This window comes from Sphingobacterium sp. MAE, from assembly GCF_056711605.1.
The window spans coordinates 2,188,117-2,204,990 of record NZ_CM160044.1 but is presented as its reverse complement, the minus strand read 5'-3'; the positions used below and the strand labels follow the sequence as shown (position 1 = coordinate 2,204,990).

The window sequence follows — 16,874 nt, the reverse complement described above, 5'->3', positions numbered from 1 at the left end:
CATCTATTTTTATCCGCTGAAAGAAGCGGAAATGAATCGCTAAGATCTTTTTTGATCCAGCTCATTGATTTAGTTGATAATCTGTTCCTGCATATTATTTAAATCATGCTTGATTAGGACCGACATAGATTGTCTTAGCTCTGTTTATGAAGTTTTTAAAGATAGAAATTAATTTCGTAAATTAGCTACCTGTTTCTCACTGAAATAATATTGCAACCGAATTATTGTATCACAATCTAATTCCCTTCTGATATTATATCAATTTAACATATAATATTTAGAAATTATTATGGAATTTTTAGATTGTCATGAAGAAAAAATAACAAGATGTGGTCTCATTCAAGATTTGGGGTTCCTATTTGTTTTTAGTAATGAAACTTGTTGTATAGCAGTTAGTGAAAATGTCATTCAGTTAACGCAGACCCCGTTCGAACAATATTTAGGATTACCAATTGACCATATTCTTGCTGAGTTGACGGGCAGTAGTACATTGGTTTTTGAAGACATTGACGAAAGCTTTAAAAATTCTATCTTTTACCGATTTACAAAAAGAATTGTCATCCACAATGAAAATTATGACTTAAGCATTTATCGGCATAACGATCATATATATGTTGAAGTGGAGATCTATAGTGATATACAGGTCGAATCAAATAAACTGTATTATTATGCAAAATATTTAGAAGATCACAAAGCCCATATCTGGGAATCACTTGCTACGCAAATACGCCAAATCATTCATTATGACCGGGTGATGGTCTATCAATTTATGGAGGATCATAGCGGTCAAGTTATTGCTGAGTCAAAATCGGAAAATATGCATTCTTTATTGGGGTATCGCTATCCTGAATTTGATATCCCCAAACAGGCCCGTGAGCTCTATACCATTTTTTTAGCGCGCCATACCGCCGACACGGACGCAGCTACACACAAAATCATGGGCAGTAGTCAAGAAGATATTGATTTATCAAAATGCAGTATTAGAGCCCTCTCTCCCATTCATATACAATATATAAAAAATTCAAAAGCACGTGCCAGTGCAAGCTTTTCCATCATTAGAGATGGCCAATTATGGGGACTCGTTACCTGTCAAAATAATCAACCCCAGCATGTCGATCTTTCCCAAAGGCATCTTTGTACTTTTTTGACTCAATTTGCCACCAAACATCATATTTCTGAGCTGTTAAAAAAGGAAATGGAAATTCAGAGTGCGATGAACGTGGTAGAAAAAGACTTAAAAAGCGATCTGTTAATTGATCGAAATACTTTTCATGTACTGGAAAGATTTGGAGAGAAGATCATGCACATGCTACATGCCGATGGCATTTATATTAAATATGCAACAGGAGAAAGATCGATTGGACTTGTGCCAAATACACAACAGCTCCAAGAAATAAATGATTTTGTCCAAGATGACGACAGCATATTTTCTACCCATAAATTTAAATACAGTCACCAAGGCGAAAATATACTCCCCGGTGTTATTACAACAGAAATATTACCAAACTCACCATGGAGAATATATATTTTCCGAAAAGAGGTCGTTATCCAAGAAGTATGGGCCGGAAAGCCCGAAAAACATCTGCAGTATGATGATTCAAAAAAAATAACATTCCCATCACCGCGAACCTCTTTTGAAGCTTGGAAGCAGATCACTAGAACCCATGCAACACCATGGCTTCATGTCGAAATTTCCTTTATAGAGCGTATTGTATTCATTATCCAGCAGGCACTAGCCAAAAGAAACGCCGAAATTGACCAACTGAATAAAGATTTGGTTCGGTCCAATAATGCTCTAGATACCTTCACATACACTCTGACCCACGATATTAAAAATCCATTATCATCCATTAAACTCGGAGCGCAGATGATCCTGATGAAAAACAATATCACGACCGAACTGCTGCATAAATTGGCGACTAATATGCTGGACTCTTCATCTTTGATCTCCGACATGCTCGACAAGGTGCATGAGCTGTCCAAATCAAATTCGGTAGCATTAAACTTAGAACTCTTAGATCCAACAAGTAAAATAATATTAATTGCAGAAAGTAGCAAAAATCAATACGATGTAACCCATCTCGATTTTATATTGGGAGATATATTGCCAATAAAGGGGGAAAGAACGTTGATTTATCAACTCTTTCTCAATATTGTGGGTAATGCAATCAAATACAGCAGCAAACAGGAAAAACCAAAAGTTGAAGTTTACAGTACCGCGTCGGATAAAAAAGTGACTTACTTCATCATCGATAACGGTATCGGAATGGATCTCAAGAATGGGAATAATATATTTGAAATATTTCAGAGACTTCCCAATTCTTCCGGATATGAAGGCTCCGGAATCGGATTGTCTATTGTCAGAAGAATCATTGATCGATTAGGGGCGGAAATTAAAGTTGAAAGTAGCTTAGGGAAAGGAACAACCATTCAGATCCAATTCGATAATTAAAAAAGTTATGTCCGTCTGACCGATCCAAACAATTACTGGATCAACTGGAGACACAACTGACTCAGCAAGTGGTATCATAGCCTAACGATGATATTCAAATAGTTGTTTTAGACCGTGTATTTTGAATTCAAAATAGTGTTTCATCTCCTGATCATAAAAATGCCCCCAAAAATTCTCTAACTTTTAGGGGCAGTACAACTTGAAAGCATATTTTAGTTCATCATGCTTTCAAAGCTTTGATTCTTTTGATAACCAAAACTTTATCATTCTAAAATATAGCTAGCCATTTAGCATCTTTACGGCTAGGATATGTTTACACAGTCCTCGTTTTCCTTGATGATTGGTAAACCAGTCGCAGGTACACTGCTGTTTATCTCCCGCGATAATCACGGTATGTTTCACTCCCGAACCCTCGACTCTGGCTTCGATGTAGCTTGGTGTATTTTTGACAAATTGAACACCATCAGTCGTCACTAATTTTTGCGCATTCTTCAATCTTGGATTTAAGGCCAGGATACGCTCCATCTTGAAAGGCAATCGGCGGTAATAGTGCTGATGATCGTGCAGGTCATAGCCCAATAAGCCTATGGAGGAGAGCGAACCCGTCAAAGTATCCATAGACGCAAAATCCACATCGTGTTCGATGGCTAATAAAGTCGGATCAAAATGTGCATTGGACTTGAGCAGGCTGTTCACAGCATGTACCCATTCTTGACGTACTGCCTTGACCATATTTTCCAACACATTTCCTTCACCTGAAAAACCGCGGTAGCTATCGGGCGACAGTGCCAGCGAAAGCCTGATTTTACCAAAATCGGCTACAAAGGCACAGCTCTCACCACCATCCTCTTGATATACAATCAATTTCTCCGCATACGGCAAAATCCCTTCTAATAAGCGTAAACGCTGTAACCCGCCGATGCGAACTGATCCAGCTGTAGCGATCGGTGAAAATACAAATCTAGGTCCTCTTTGGCTCAGGTATAATTCGCCTTTCACATTTCCTTTTGGAATGCCCTGAAACAGTTGGATAATCTGTATTTTAGTTAAACAGTATTTCTGTTCCATTCCGGCCAAATAAAGCTGTACCGAGGTCAATCCTTTGATCCATCGTGGCGGTAAAGTCACTTTCTTTTCGACGACTTTAGTTTTATCGGTACTGATGGACACTTCTTTACTACCGACACCCAGTACCATTTTCTCCGTTTTTTTAACGGCATTTAAGGCATTGAGCATGGGCTCATTAAAGTCTACATTGGTCGTACCACTGCTGATAAATTCGCCATCGATCGCATCTTCAAGCAAGTCAACCCGTGCATACACACCATTGCAGGAAGAGAATCCTTCAAATCGGATCTGATCTGTACCTGCTGAAACAATGGGATCGCGCAGGCTTGGCGGCACCGGCCCAAAACTGGACTGCACCACTTTAGCTAATGTCAGAAGGCATTTGGAAGTTAACAGTGGATCGGTAATACTGCCCCAAAAGAAACATGGTATGGCACTGACTTCACTTAACTCAGATTGATGGGCAAGCACCAATTGCTGCATACCTGATTGCTGTACAAGTGTCGAATTATTGCTGTAGCTGAACGCTAAATCTGTAGTGGCCATATGTTAATTACTTAATTTTTTTAATATCGGTTGCAATGATTTAAAAATCATTAATTTTTCAAATACCTCTTTGATTTCAACAGAAATATTCTGATTTTCTTTATGGACTAGATCATAATATAATTCGATCAGTTTTTTGAAATTAGTGGGCATTTTTTCACCTATCGCATAAGATAGAAACATGTATTCTATTATTTTTATTAAAGCTTGATTATGTTTGGAAGAGATATCACGACACTGTCCCAAAACATCCTCTAATCTTCCTAATGGACCATAAGTATGACTCATCAAGATTCCCAGAAAATTTCCTAGATCCTGAACCGGTAGTCGCTGCCTATCGATGGCCGTGATGAGCACTTCAATCGCCATAGCCCGTACTTCTTTTTCTTTGTTAAAAGTTGAAGTCGCTAAAAATAGTACCGACTGCTGGTCAAAATGAAAGAAATCATACAGCATTTCTTTCAGATAGCCGATCGGTGTCTTTCCTCCTTGATCAGCTTTAGCCGCTAACCCCAAGGTCAAAAACAAGGACAGACTTTCGGTATTCTGAGGCATCACACTATGCATGTAAGAGATGTCATCTTGATACAGATAATAGCTATGCAAACTGTCCTTGCCGCGTTGATAAATATCTTTATGATAAATAAAGGTATTCGGTTCTTGTTTGAAGTTTGGAAAGTGAAAACTTAATTTTTCACCATCATACACCATTTCTGATTTTCTCGTCTGATAATTATACCCCTGATAATAAGAAGGTGTAAACATAAGCTCTGGTCGGAAAGGCGCTACGGCAAAGGGTATCTCTTTCAAGTTTTCATCTTCAAATTCACTAAAAACAGCCTCCGGATAATGCGTCCGGGCCACGGTAGCCCAAACACCTAACCAGCCTACATACGCGCTATCTGATGCAGATAAAAGCTTTTTGACCCAAGATTTTTTTTCAATTTTCAATTCGTCATCCAATCCTAATGCATAAGTCAGAACAGATCTGACCTGACTGTCGTTTACCTGATCGATCAGCGCTACAATACCATCCAGATCTTCCCGAACAGTCCGGCTCAAAGCAATCGACAGATCTAATAAATCTAAGGCTACGCCTTTATCCTGATAATCCAAAATACGTTGTACGACTATTTGAGGAGCAATCCAGAAAGGTTCATGCGTAGGTAAACTCAATAAAGGCAATTGAATTTCTTTCGCGATATGGCGCTGCAGCTGTGTTAACTGCTCTCCGATCATACTCGCCCATTTGGAATAGTTGGAGTATCGATCTGTATTTTGATAAATCTTATTCGGCTGGAAATACATATTTAAAAATACCCCCGAAAAATGCTGAAACCATTGCGATTCTCGGTAAACTTTCTTAAGCTGATTGATATAGGGTTCCAGCTGCTCCTTATAATCCGCCGGAAAATTCGCTCTTTGCAAGACCCAGGCATTCATCAATATTTCCATCTGAACGGCATCTGTACTACCGATGACCTCTCCGATCTTAAACAGGATATCATTCCAACTCGTGGGATAAATAAAAGGTTGTTGGAGTTTTTTTTCGACTATTGGATCAAAAACATATTCCTCTCCGGTACTGATCATTAATTCACTTAAGATTTCCTGTTCAGTATAGCTTGATGCCACCATTAAATTTTTTAAATCTGCAGGAATACTTCCCAGCATTTGCGCACTGTAAAGCGTAAGTTTTTCTGTCAGTGCTTCTATCGGAGCTTTCTGATGTTTTAATATAAATTTCGCCGCTCGATCCTGCAATTGCAGATCCTGTACCATAAATACATCTGCCGCTTGCAGGATAAACTGATCTTTTACTTCAGGACGAATTTTAACTAATTTATCAAATTGTATCAGCAGTGTTTTCAGTGCTGTTTTGATATCATTACGCATAAAAATACCCTCAGACCAGGTCAGAAATTCTTCCAATCTAAAGTCAGCATGTGCAAAATAAGGTTTTAAAGTATCGACGACGAAATTGATCACCGCACTATTTTCAGCATGCAGCAGCGGAAAAAATAACTCCTGATGCTCCAACAGCAATTTCTCGTCCACGCCTATCCGATCGATCAATTTTCTAAAATAACTCTTCAGGTTAGTGTTCCAATTTTTGGTTTGCACTTCTAGAGCGCTTGTTAAAATAAATGCTTTAGCTATTTTATTGTCGGCCAGCAATTGATCAAATATTTTATCCCATGTCAGGTCATTGACTTTATTTTCATACTTATAATTCCAGTATACGGTATGGATCTGTGTTTCATACTCAAATACAAGTGGAATATCGCGCTGTATGGTCAATTCATCTGTTGTAAATAAGTCCAGTAAAGCTGGTGATGGATGGTGTGACTTGGACAAGGAATTGGCGTAAAGCTCTGGTTCAAATTCCAGAAAACCCTTACTTTCCGCATACCGCAAATTATCATAATTAACAGATTGCCAACTATTTTTCTGAACGTATTGCAGCAGATAAGGTGTCAGCCAATTGGGTTTGGCATATGTTAGAATCTGGGCAACTTCCAGGCTTCTTACTTGATTCATTAGTTCGATAAAAACATCCCAGCCCGGCGCATCCGAACCGTTAAAGGTCGCTAAAGCTAACAATTTCACCATTCGTTGTTGCTCTTTTGTCCCGCGTATACCCCAATCATATTGTGCTTTGGACTTGTACATTGGATCTTTCGACAGATCGACATAGTCGACCCAATAGCGTTTGGCAGCACGAATCTCTTTTTTAATAAGCTCCAGGTTGCCACTCGCATATTCTTCCAGATAAGGAATAATATCAGATACACTGCCTGCAGTGATGAGCGCTTTTAGACGTTTCACCGCTTCTTCTTTACGTTGCACTGAGGCGTTAGGTTTCCGCACAGTTCCCTCTTTTGTAACTTGTTGCGCAACTTCTACTGTGCCGTCCTCCGAATATCCTTTCTTCGTTTTCTCCTTAATGAGCTTTTCGGCATCCTGAATACACGTTTCTTCGTTGTCAAATGTTTTCGATTTTGATTGCCCAGCTGTACCATTTCTACCATAAGTTACTGTATGTGTTGCACCATTAGTTTGTATTTCCCAGAATTTATCAGATGTACCATCAATGAATTTTAGATGCTTAAACATAATTGCCTTTACGAATTTGTTAAACCTTTATTGTCAAAACTAAATATATAAAATTTTACCAACTTACGCTCACCGTCACGGCAAAAGGAAAATTGTCAACTCCCCCTTTACCGATATGATAAAGCAAAAACTTACAAAAATTGAACAAAACACATTTCATCAGCTTTAGCTCGTTTTTTAATAGAAACAACGAGGTATATGAAGATCAAGTATAACTATTCAGGTATTTTTTCTTCTTTCCGAAGTCTCGGTTGACAGCTGATGAAAATACAAACTAACAATCTTCATTTTTATTTGTAATAATAGCAAGAAGTTTTTGAGCATCAAAAATATATGAAACAGCTAATTACAACATGATGAATTATAAACAAAATATCAGTAAAACTGAACGCATAGTGACGATCCTGTCATCGTCTTATTTACTTTATAAAAGCCTATCGGGCAAAAAAAAAGATCCGGCACTGGCGGTTTCTAGTGCTTTGCTTTTATTAAGAGGATCTACAGGTTTCTGTCCACTATACGATAGACTCGGCATCAACCACACCAATAAACCGTCTGATGTGTTGGTCGAATCGGTCATAACGGTCAACAGTCCTCGTCAAGAAGTATATGCGTTCTGGAGAAAACTCGAAAATCTTCCTTTAATTATGAAACATCTGGATCGCGTTGAAATCATCGATGAAAAACATTCCGAATGGCATGTAAAAACACCTTCTGGCTTAGATCCCTTATCCTGGAAGGCCGCTATCAATGCTGATGTTGTCAACGAACAAATTTCATGGTCGAGCATGGCAGATTCGGAGGTGCAGAATGCAGGAACGGTAAAGTTTAAAGAAGTAGGAGAAAATGAAACCGAGATATCGCTAAAAATGAGTTACAAAGCCCCACTTGGTGCATTTGGCAAAACAGTAGGTAAGCTGTTAAATCCAGCTTTAGAAAGAATGATCCAAAAAGATTTTAAGAAATTTAAGGATTATGTAGAGTCTGAGGAACTGACAAAAGAGCTAGTATAATTTAAAAAATAGTAGTGATTATCCATTACTACAACAAATAAAAGGGTCTAATGAAATTTAGACCCTTTTATTTTGGCAACAAATTACGATTTCATTTTAGACTATTTTATTACATTTTTCAATACTTTTACCCTAATCAAAATGATATTGATGATGCTAAGTCAATTCAGTTATTATTTTAGTTACCAAAGTTTCCATGATTTTCTAACATGATGTAGAGCACAGTGCTGCCAGCGATCCACATCATGAAAAAAATGCTACCCTCGGTGATCAATTGCCAAATACTTTTGCCAATTCAGTGTGTAAGTTATCGCCTTTTAAATTGATTGCAACAATAGTTCCTTGCGGATCCACCAAATAATTCTGCGGTACGGCCCTTACCCCATATAAAACTGCCGCCTCGTTAGACCATCCTTTTAGATCAGCAACCTGGATCCATGGCATGCCGTCATCTTCTATTGCTTTTAGCCAAGCATTCTTTCCTTTAGTATCATCTAGAGAAACAGCCAATACCTCTAAGCCTTTATTCTTATATTTATGATAGGCTTTCACCAAATTCGGATTTTCAGCTCGACATGGACTGCACCAGCTCGCCCAAAAATCTATCAAGACATATTTCCCTTTAAAATCTGAAACCTTAACCATTTTACCTTTGGTATCCGGTTGTGAAAAATCGGGAGCTTTACTACCGATCTTTATGCTTCGCTCCGCTAAAAAGCGTGCTTCCAATTGACGCGCGGTCGTGAGCTGGCGTACTTCTTTCGATAGTTTTAAAAAAATAGGTTCGATTTCACTGAGCTTTCGTTTATTGGAAGCATCTATTAACGCATCAATCGAAAATATAGAGTTCGGATTATTTTCTGCAAATGCTAATTCCTTTACCCGACGAGCCTCAAATCTAGCCTCAAATTTTTCATGAATGGCTTGATATTGTTCATTCGCATCAGGAGCATCTTGTTTAACTGCTGCAAATGCTTTATTGCCCGCATCAATGATATCCATGAAACCTCCACCTATTTCTTTTAAATATGCAGTGTATTCATCATGCATAGGTGACCCTTTTATGGTTGCGGTACGTAAAGAATCCTTAATCGTGAAATTATAGTTCTCATTGCCCAGATAAAAGTATAAACGGTCGCCCACATTTTGTGCCATCAGTTTGCCTTTACCTTCTTGATCCAGCACCATTCTGGAATAGATAGGTTCATCAACAGTACCTGTTAAACTGAATTTTCCATTTACAATCTGGACAGAGTCTGACACCGAAAATCCATCTTTGGTATAGTCCAGGTAGATCATCTTACCGTTAAACATTTTAGGAGCCGTTCCTTTCATCTGAAAAGCAGCTTCTTGCGCAAACAGCAACGTTGGCGCTGCGGCCAGTATAATGGCAGCAATTTTTAAAATTTTCATATGTATTATTTAAGCTATCGTGTATTACTTATTTTCTCCAGGTCAGGTCTACCACTTCACCAGGTATTCCATCAATTTTATTGAGGAGCTGTCCATCTTTACCCACCTGAATATCCAGATAATAAAGTGAGCCCCCAGCACCTACTATAAGTGTATTTTCGTCATCGTCCAATTTCAATAAACTAACAGGCGACTGTATATTAACTTTTAATTCCTGCACCTGTTGATTGAGCGGATTATAACGGAACACTTTGTTTTGATAACCCACATAAATATATCCAATCCGGCTTGCCACCATTTTAGTATCAGCATTGATCCACTCCTGATGTACAAAGAGCTTTTTATGATTTGCGGTAACTAAAAATGGCCCGTTAAAATTAGCCGTAAACTTCAGTTCATAAACTTTTCCTGCATCATCTTTCACAAAAGCATAAGTGTCCTTATTATTGATCTGAACCATATGCAACAGATCCATCCCCACACGGGTAGGATCAAATATTTCTGGATTCACGCTCGTATATTGTGTGCCAAAATACATGGGTGAACCATACATATTAATCCGTATAAATTGTTTTTTAATTTTCTCAAAACCGATAATGCTGAAATTATTGTCTACCGATGACAGGACAAATTGAGGTGACAACTCATAATCGCCATCGGCAAATGTTCCAAACATACCATACGTTACCGATTGGTCCCATGTAGTCGTTGCTCCAGCATAAAATTTACCATTGATCACACCCAATAATGTCCCCTGGGGATAAGTTTGTAAACTTCCGACATCGATACGTGGAGGTGCTAAGAAAAAGTTGTCATACAATGTCCCTGGTTTCAAGGTCTCCTTCTTCAGATTATTCACATCCAGTCGAACCCCACCATTTTTTGAAATAATCCAATATCCTAACGGCGTGTTTCCTGTAAACTGATTCTTGACATAGTGGATATGTAATGGATTACCCGGAAGATTTTCACCATTAATGATCTCATAAATATTAGCCTGAACCGAATGATCAGGTTTTATAAAAGAGAGCTTACTAATACCATTATCGACCGACAGCACCAATGATCCTCTCGAAAATGCGGTCATCCCCTGGATATGAAAATTATAGAAATATTTCATCCCATTTGCCTTGTTTGTAACGGTAAGTCTTGCTCGATATCGCTTTGCTTCCAAACCAAAAGCGATACGTAGATCTTTACCCTCGTAATGATTAGTCTCAGGTTTAGTTGCTTCTGGGACATCAATTCGCCAGTTGCACTGTATCGAAGCAGGATCAATTCCAGATATTGTTGGAGTTATGATCAAACTGTCGCCTACAGAAGCCTCATACAAGGTGTCTAGCCCCGTAATTTGAGGTTCTTCAGGCATTTCTATGGCGTAGTTTCCTTTATCTTTATAGCAGCTGCATAAAGTTGCTATGATCATGTAAATAAAAACAGATACGAAGATCTCCTTTTTCATAAAAAATTTTTTACCCATATTATCTCACCTCCTTTCCTGTTTCATCAATAAAGAAATATTTTCCAGAACCTGTATTTTTCCTTAGCAATATCGTGCGATTTGGATTATCCACATGATAAAAGAGATAAGTCTGTCCGCCATCATTGGACTCCAGTTTATAGTCCTTTTCCGGATGATCCTTAATCCATTTAAATGGGTCATTTAACATCATCAGCAATAGATTTGCGAAATAAAGATTTTTTGGTGCATCTAGCCCCTGCATGGATAATGTCCGCTGCGCCGTAACAAGCAAAAATAACTGATGTTTTACCCTCGAATAATTGTCCAACCACATGGACCACCATTGGGGCTGTTCCAATTGTGCAGAGAGGATGATCCGGGCACGAATCAGGTCCTTATTTTCAATTCCAAAATCAGGACTTTCTTGAAGTTTGATGATTAAAGACACAGCACGTGTTTCCAGGTCCTTGACGTTATGAATGATAATAGGTAAAAAAGTTTGTCCCGCTCCTTCCATAAGCGGATAGTCTGCCTTCAATTTGTCGTAATGAATCTCCGCTTGAGCTGTTGAGGAATCCTTTTCTATATACGCCTGGAAGCTTCGTGATTTTTCATCCCGGTAACCCATCAATTTGACTGGTAGAAACACCGTATCCACCGCCTTGGTCATATCGTAGGCAAAGGTATACACGATACTATCCCGATCTGCAGCAGTCAAATCAAAATATATATTTGCCTGACGTTCATAACGCATTAAAGATTCTTTTTTACAAGAAAAGAACAGGCACATGCCCAAAGACATGATTACATAAGTAGCATATTTCATGTGGATATACATTTATCGTTGTCCATAAATTATTTCATCGTCAGGAAGCGGCCATGCAAACACCTGCTGGCTGACAGGTATTATAGCACCTTGTTGACCAATTATCGGTTGATTTAGCCGTTTATATACAAAAAAGGTCTGCCCTTCGGCATACATTTCCTTACGATATTCCTTGATCAGCACCTGCCGAAAAGCGGTCTGATTCATCATTTCCAGCTTTTGTCCTATGCCACGGTTCAGCCTGACCTCATCTAAATAGGTGAGCGCTTGAGCAGGGTCTGTATCAAATGTGCATTCAGCAGCGATATAATACATTTCACTTAATCTAATGGCTGGAGCAACCAAGTAATGCAAGTTGGCAGAAAAGCTCTCACTGAACACATTTCTTCTATATTTAAGCAAAGAAGATATAAAACCGGTACCCATGCCTGTGCTTCCAAACCATTGGGTGTACCGCATATCACTACCTCCCGCCCCACCTACATCATAGATGACCTTAGCTTCCTCTTGATCCAAGTACATACCCGAGTTCCCATCAGTAAACCATTCATTATTAAAGGTGTTGCTCATCGCAGGAATATACCAAGCAAAAAGTAACTCTTTGTAGAGGATACGATCCTTTTTATCCGCATCCACGGCCAAAAAATCTGTCCGATTTGTCCAAGGGAATTTTTTGGCTGCTATAATTTCCTTGGCATATGCTAATGCCTTTATTTGGTCACCTTTGTACAAATTAACGCGAGCCAGCAACCCACATACAGCAAAATAATTCAGTCTATGCCTCCTATTTTGTAAGAAAAGGTTTGGATCTTGGAGTTCCGAATTTTGTACGGTATCTGTACTTGTCGGATAGCCAATGACATATGATTTTTGACGTATAGGGTCTATTTTCAGCAATTCTTTCGCTTGTTCCAAATCTCGAATGACCGAGTCCAGAGCTTGAGATACAGAAGACAATTTTGTTGATTTGTTGGAGTAAGTTGTGACGTAAGGTATAGCATCCGCTTGGTCACGGACAATTGGTGCAGTAGCAAATAATCTAAGCGCATCAAAATGCAGATAAGCTCTCAAGGCCAATGCCTCTCCTTTGATCAATGGATAGTTATGACCGATAAACAGATTTTGCTTTTTATCGATTTCGCCTAGGATCAAATTTGCATTAGCAATTCCATTATATAGGCCTTTCCACACATTATCCTTGCGCGCGATAAAATTCGCATCGTTGTACCTGAAGTTTTTAGTTTGGAGATATCGTAACGGATCATTGCTCGCAATGCTGTAGTTCTGAACCAATACCTCAGCGGTACCAATGGTCATCTCTTTACCATAGAGATCACTTTTCGCAGATCTGGTGTACACACCTATAAGCGCTTCTTTAAAACCATCTTCTGTCGAGAAAAGGATGTTTTTATCCACATCACTTTCGGGTTGTATATCGAGCCATTTCGAACAAGAGAGGAACCCAAGATTGGATATAAATATTAATATGATATAAATCTTTTTCATTCGTCAATTAGTATAAGTCATTAGAAATTTATAAACCCGCCTGAAGGGTAAAAGAGATACTCCGCGCGAAAGGATAATTGATCCCACGTTCTTGCTTGACCGATGACCAACGAAAGATATCATTTGCGACTACCCCCATCCTTAAGCTTGACAGTGCTAATTTTTTTGTAAAAGCCTTTCCAGCATCGTATGAAATATTAAGCGACTGAAGCGCAAGTAAACGATCTGGCATTATAAATCGCGAAGAGACACGGGTTAGTCCAAGGTCTTGAATACTCTTATAGAAAGACACATCACCCGGGTTTTTCCATTTCTCTTCCAAGACGCGGCTATCCACATTATATCTTGGGTCTGCATTTTCCACCCGATCTACCAAAGTTTGATTATAGGTCTTTCCTCCCAATCGCGTTTGAAAATATGCCACCATCATCAATTGCTTGTAACGCAGTGTTCCGCCCAAAAATCCTTCCATTTTAGGAGTTGCCACCGCCACGACATCGATATCCTTCGCATCCCAATCATAAGACAATGTTCCATCTTTTTTAAGGAATACTTCCTTTCCATTTTCAGGATCAATGCCTAACGATGGCACAGCATAAATGGCATCTAACGATTGTCCTTCCTTGTACCGCAACAGAGGAACAGCCATCAGATCACTCCCTTGCTGTGCCTCATCGACCCGTTCGTTATAACTTTTAAGTGCATTGGAAATCCGGATGATCTTATTTTCGTTACGGACTAGATTAGCTAGCAAACTTAGTGTCCAATTTGAGTTGCGGATGGGTATCCAATTTGCATTCAGCTCAAATCCTTTGTTTTCCATATCTCCTAGATTTTCTTTATAAGAAATAAATCCGGTAGACGGAGCCAAATTGATGTCGGCCAAAATATCACGTGTTATCTTATGATAATATCTTGGCGACAATGTCAATCGATCGTTCCACAAGCCTAGATCGATGCCTATATCTGTACTTTGGGTCTTCTGCCAGGTCAAATTCTCATTACCATAATTCCTAACTGTACTTCCTAGACCCGACGAATACCAGTTACTTTTATCATAATTATAAGTTGTCCTTGACATGTACGGATCAAACTGTACAGAACCTGTCAATCCGATCGTTGCCCGCACACGTAACTGGCTAATAGACTCATTATCGAACCACGATTCTTGGTGTATATTCCAACCAATACCTGTTGACCAAAATGGAGCCGAGCGCTTATTAGCGCCAAATTTAGATGAACCATCGATCCGCAATGTGGCATCAAAAAGAAATCTATTGTCAAACGAATAATTTGAACTTAAGAATGCACCAAATAATCTGGAAGCGCTTAAACTACTTGCCGGACTTGCATTCTCGGCATACCCCTTGGCAAAACCGACACTTGTAAAACGATCATTAGGAAAACCGATCGCTGTAAAAGAACGTTCATCATAACTTTCCGTTCTGATATTTGTTCCCGCGACAAGATTGAAATTATGCTTTTCGATTGTCCGCATCCAATTTGCCCGTACATTGGCATCCCAGTACAGTTCATTATTCGTATAACTGGTATAACTCCCTTTCAAATCTGTTTGACTTGTCGGGTAATAAAAAAAGTCATTCGCCAAAGGCGAACGGAAGTTGTCATTATTGTTTAGTCTCTTCAGTAAGCTTACTTGTCCACGTAATCGCAAACCATTGCCTAGATCTAAGTCTGCAGATAGGTTATCTAATAGTTCGGTATAGCCTAATTTATTGAAGCTACTTAAAGTAGCATTATAAAGTGGGTTCAATACATGCTCCCTTTGGCTTGATCCAGAGTTGGCGACCCTGGTCCAAACATCAATTTCCTGAAGAATATTACCATTATCGTCTTTCATCCGATAATATGGATTCATCAGCACATAGTCTGAGAAATTACCATATGGCGATTCCGTACCATTTACAATGGTCACTGATAATTCATTTTGAAAGCGAACTTTATTACGAAGATTGTAGCTGAAATTCAGACCTCCTGAATATTGGTTTCTACCAGACCCTTTCATCACTCCAGGACGCGTCTGGTATCGCAGGTCCATTCCATATCTGAATGTTTCTGCACCTCCCTGGATGTACAGACCATGCTTTTGCCCAACAGCAGTTCGCACAGGCTGAGAGAGCCAGTACGTGTCTACTCCGCCTAACACATTGGCCAATTTGCCGTAATACAATTCGTCAAGTACATCTTGAGACTGTCTTTGTATATCGGCATCATATAACCCCGCCAATTTCTCATAGGCCAATTTATTTGGTGCATTTAAAACTTTATATCCAGACAGATCAGGCACGTTGACATTGCTTTCGTGTGTATAAGTCATCTGCAGCTTCCCATCTTTAGGCGATTTTGTCGTGATGACCATGACCCCATTGGCAGCCCGTGATCCATAAATAGCTGTTGCAGCAGCATCTTTTAAAATAGTGACACTCTCAATACGAGTCATATCCAAGTCCAGTACTTTTTGGACACTGACTTCAAAGCCATCCATAATAAAAGCAGGCATATTGATCGAAGTGGTAATATGATCACGTCTCAGTACTTCATTATTGCCACTAGGCAAAGAAGAAGATCCTCTGACATTGATATTTGGAAGTGCATTGGGATTAGAACCCGCGAGATTATTATCGAGCAATTTGAATGATGGATCAAATACTTGCATCGCTTGGAGCACATTTTGTGGATTCACCTGGCGCAGCTCTTCTCCGCTTTTGGTAACAGCTGTACCCGTATAAGAATCTTTCTTGATGACTTGGTAGCCCGTTACAACAACCTGATCAAGCGCATTAGCCTCTTCCTCCATTCGGATGGAATAATCAAATTTATCATCCAATAATTTAAGGACGTAAGTTCGATATCCCACCATAGTCATGGTCAATGTACCTTTTGCTGTAGCCAAGAAAAATCGTCCATCTTGATCTGAAATCGCGATCGGTCTGCCGTCCTGAAGCACGGTGACCCCGTTTAAGGGATTTTGATCTTTGCCCACTACGCTAACTTTGATCTCTCGCTGTGAAGGTTTTTTAACCGTCGGAGCAGTTTTTTGATTGGTATTAGGCGATCGTTGTTCCAAAAATATTGTTTTTGAATCAATCGTATAGCTCATATCCTGATCCTTTAAAATCTGATCAAGAAAAAACTTAAGGGTCACCTTTTCGACTTTCACGGTTATCGGCTTTGCCCTATCAAGTAATTTTTTAGCGCCCATGTACTCATAATTAGTCTGTTTCTTGATCGCCTGCAATACTTCTGTAAGTGCCACATCGCGACCCGAATAGGTAATGGTTTGCGCATTCAGCTTTTGACATATGAAAAATAGAAGCACAACAAAAAACAGTGACAATGGCTTTGTCACATTTACAGAGTAAGAATTTCTTTTCATTAATAATGTTTAGGTTAGTTTGTCGGACGAGGTCCAATAAAGTTCATATAGGTTTTCGTGTTAAGTCGTTTCTA

The 16,874-nt window shown here is 39.1% G+C and carries 9 protein-coding genes; 2 read left to right on the top strand and 7 right to left on the bottom strand.

Translation table 11 applies throughout. From position 1 onward, the window contains the following. Positions 1-289: 289 nt before the first annotated feature. Positions 290-2,452 carry an ATP-binding protein gene (locus tag AC06G9_RS09325; RefSeq protein ID WP_480957989.1) on the top strand — a complete coding sequence of 721 codons (2,163 nt, stop codon included), beginning with the start codon at positions 290-292 and terminating at the stop codon, positions 2,450-2,452. A 279-nt stretch (positions 2,453-2,731) separates the two neighbouring features. Here AC06G9_RS09325 and AC06G9_RS09320 read toward each other — a convergent pair whose 3' ends face one another. Together AC06G9_RS09320 and AC06G9_RS09315 are read right to left on the bottom strand one after the other, a co-directional pair. After that, entirely contained in the window at positions 2,732-4,066 is a 1,335-nt protein-coding gene (locus AC06G9_RS09320; RefSeq protein WP_480957988.1) for an SWIM zinc finger family protein, read from the bottom strand. A 3-nt stretch (positions 4,067-4,069) separates the two neighbouring features. Continuing rightward, positions 4,070-7,183 carry a DUF6493 family protein gene (locus tag AC06G9_RS09315; RefSeq protein WP_480957987.1) on the bottom strand — a complete coding sequence of 1,038 codons (3,114 nt, stop codon included), beginning with the start codon at positions 7,181-7,183 and terminating at the stop codon, positions 4,070-4,072. 353 nt (positions 7,184-7,536) lie between these two features. On the opposite strand from AC06G9_RS09315, the gene AC06G9_RS09310 reads away from it, so the two are divergent. Continuing rightward, entirely contained in the window at positions 7,537-8,196 is a 660-nt protein-coding gene (locus AC06G9_RS09310; protein WP_260949680.1) for an SRPBCC family protein, read from the top strand. Between the two features lie 270 nt (positions 8,197-8,466). Here AC06G9_RS09310 and AC06G9_RS09305 read toward each other — a convergent pair whose 3' ends face one another. The 5 genes from AC06G9_RS09305 to AC06G9_RS09285 are packed head-to-tail and all read right to left on the bottom strand — an operon-like array spanning position 8,467 to position 16,800. Beyond that, the gene (locus AC06G9_RS09305) at positions 8,467-9,609 is read right to left on the bottom strand and encodes a redoxin domain-containing protein (protein WP_480957986.1); all 1,143 of its coding nucleotides are present in this window, start codon (positions 9,607-9,609) and stop codon (positions 8,467-8,469) included. 28 nt (positions 9,610-9,637) lie between these two features. Beyond that, entirely contained in the window at positions 9,638-11,071 is a 1,434-nt protein-coding gene (locus AC06G9_RS09300) for a PKD-like family lipoprotein (protein ID WP_480957985.1), read from the bottom strand. 19 nt (positions 11,072-11,090) lie between these two features. After that, a complete protein-coding gene (locus AC06G9_RS09295; RefSeq protein WP_480957984.1) occupies positions 11,091-11,897 on the bottom strand; it encodes a DUF4843 domain-containing protein in 807 nt (268 codons plus the stop codon). A gap of 12 nt (positions 11,898-11,909) precedes the next feature. Next, positions 11,910-13,403, bottom strand: coding sequence for a RagB/SusD family nutrient uptake outer membrane protein (locus tag AC06G9_RS09290; protein WP_480957983.1), 1,494 nt, complete (start codon positions 13,401-13,403; stop codon positions 11,910-11,912). A gap of 28 nt (positions 13,404-13,431) precedes the next feature. Then, positions 13,432-16,800, bottom strand: a complete 3,369-nt coding sequence (locus AC06G9_RS09285; protein ID WP_480957982.1) for a SusC/RagA family TonB-linked outer membrane protein — start codon at positions 16,798-16,800, stop codon at positions 13,432-13,434. Positions 16,801-16,874 lie beyond the last annotated feature (74 nt).

Excerpts from the sequence above, each read along its gene's own strand:
- AC06G9_RS09295 (WP_480957984.1), bottom strand. The coding sequence starts at position 11,897 with ATGAAATATGCTACTTATGTAATCATGTCTTTGGGCATGTGCCTGTTC.
- AC06G9_RS09325 (WP_480957989.1), top strand. The coding sequence starts at position 290 with ATGGAATTTTTAGATTGTCATGAAGAAAAAATAACAAGATGTGGTCTC.
- AC06G9_RS09285 (WP_480957982.1), bottom strand. The coding sequence starts at position 16,800 with ATGAAAAGAAATTCTTACTCTGTAAATGTGACAAAGCCATTGTCACTG.
- AC06G9_RS09290 (WP_480957983.1), bottom strand. The coding sequence starts at position 13,403 with ATGAAAAAGATTTATATCATATTAATATTTATATCCAATCTTGGGTTC.
- AC06G9_RS09310 (WP_260949680.1), top strand. The coding sequence starts at position 7,537 with ATGATGAATTATAAACAAAATATCAGTAAAACTGAACGCATAGTGACG.
- AC06G9_RS09305 (WP_480957986.1), bottom strand. The coding sequence starts at position 9,609 with ATGAAAATTTTAAAAATTGCTGCCATTATACTGGCCGCAGCGCCAACG.
- AC06G9_RS09320 (WP_480957988.1), bottom strand. The coding sequence starts at position 4,066 with ATGGCCACTACAGATTTAGCGTTCAGCTACAGCAATAATTCGACACTT.
- AC06G9_RS09300 (WP_480957985.1), bottom strand. The coding sequence starts at position 11,071 with ATGAAAAAGGAGATCTTCGTATCTGTTTTTATTTACATGATCATAGCA.
- AC06G9_RS09315 (WP_480957987.1), bottom strand. The coding sequence starts at position 7,183 with ATGTTTAAGCATCTAAAATTCATTGATGGTACATCTGATAAATTCTGG.